Here is a 1,273-nt window from a genome sequence, read left to right as displayed (position 1 = left end):
TCCATGACGATACTCCTATGAACGGTAACGTCAGCAGTTACGATACGCCTGCCGGAGCAGTCCATACCATTAACTGGCGGCAACATTTCGGCGGCCTGGAAGCCGCCGATGTGAAGAGGTTGAAGCAGCTTGAGCAGGAAAATGCCCGGCTGAAAAAGATGCTGGCCGAGCGCGATCTCGAGCTGGACGTGATGAAAGAGATCAACGCAAAAAAGTGGTGAGCGCGCCCGCTCGACGCCAGCAGGTCACCTACGCGAAAGCACGGGGCCTGTCAGAGCGGCGTGCGTGCGCGCTAATGTCGGTCGCCCGATCGGCGCTGCATTACGAATCGACGCTGGCCGTGCGGGACGCGCCGGTGCTGGCAGCGATGAGCATTCTGTCGGCACAATATCCGCGTTATGGTTACCGCCGCATTCAGATCTTTCTGGAGCGGCAGGGTCACTCGATGAGCGTTGATCGGGCCTGGCGGCTGTGGCGTCTTGCCGGGTTGCAGGTGCCGCGCAAGCGACCCCGCCGACGCGTATCTGTCCATCGCCCTCGGCCGCAGCCAGCGACGGCGGCACGGCATGTCTGGGCGTACGACTTCGTATTCGACGCGTGCGCCAACGGCCAGCAGTTGAAGTGTCTGACGGTGATCGATGAGTACACGCGTGAATGCCTGGCCATCGACGTGGCCGGATCAATACGCTCGGGGCGAGTCATCGAGGTTCTGTCACAACTGATTAGCCTGCACGGCGCACCGCGCTATCTGCGCTCGGACAACGGGCCGGAATTCGTGTCGCGCGCCATCCTGAAGTGGGCGGCGCAGAATGGCATGGACATGGCGCTCAGCGATCCCGGCAAGCCTTGGCAGAACGGCGCGGATGAGAGCTTCAACGGCAAGTTCCGCGACGAATGCCTGAGCCTTGAATGGTTCCGCACCCGCACGGAAGCGAAAGTTGTGATCGACCAATGGCGGCGTCACTACAATGCTGTTCGGCCACATTCGAGTCTGGCCTACCTGACGCCCAACGAGTTCAAGCAGCGATATTGTTCAACTGAAGCAATCGAGGCCGTTCTCCAAGATTGAAATGGTCCGAAGAAGTCAGGCAGGTCACAGCGCCTGGTCTGCCACCAACCGCTTGAGCCGCTGGTTTTCCTCTTCCAGTTGCCGCAATCGTCGTGCTTCCGATACATCCATGCCGCCGTAGCGGCTACGCCAGTTAATGGTATGGACTGCTCCGGCAGGCGTATCGTAACTGCTGACGTTACCGTTCATAGGAGTATCGTCATG

2 pseudogenes are annotated in these 1,273 nt (G+C 60.0%); one reads left to right on the top strand and one right to left on the bottom strand.

Annotation, left to right across the window (positions count from 1 at the left end):
* Positions 1-71 precede the first annotated feature (71 nt).
* A pseudogene (locus tag DIE11_RS35965) lies at positions 72-1,069 on the top strand (IS3 family transposase); the annotation flags it as partial.
* A 27-nt stretch (positions 1,070-1,096) separates the two neighbouring features.
* On the opposite strand, the pseudogene DIE11_RS37625 reads toward DIE11_RS35965, so the two are convergent.
* Positions 1,097-1,204 (bottom strand): annotated as a pseudogene (locus DIE11_RS37625) (transposase); the annotation flags it as partial.
* Positions 1,205-1,273 lie beyond the last annotated feature (69 nt).

The organism is Burkholderia sp. Bp9012 (assembly GCF_003853825.1).
Classification (GTDB): Bacteria; Pseudomonadota; Gammaproteobacteria; order Burkholderiales; family Burkholderiaceae; genus Burkholderia; species Burkholderia diffusa.
This window is presented reverse-complemented; position numbering and strand designations above follow the sequence as displayed.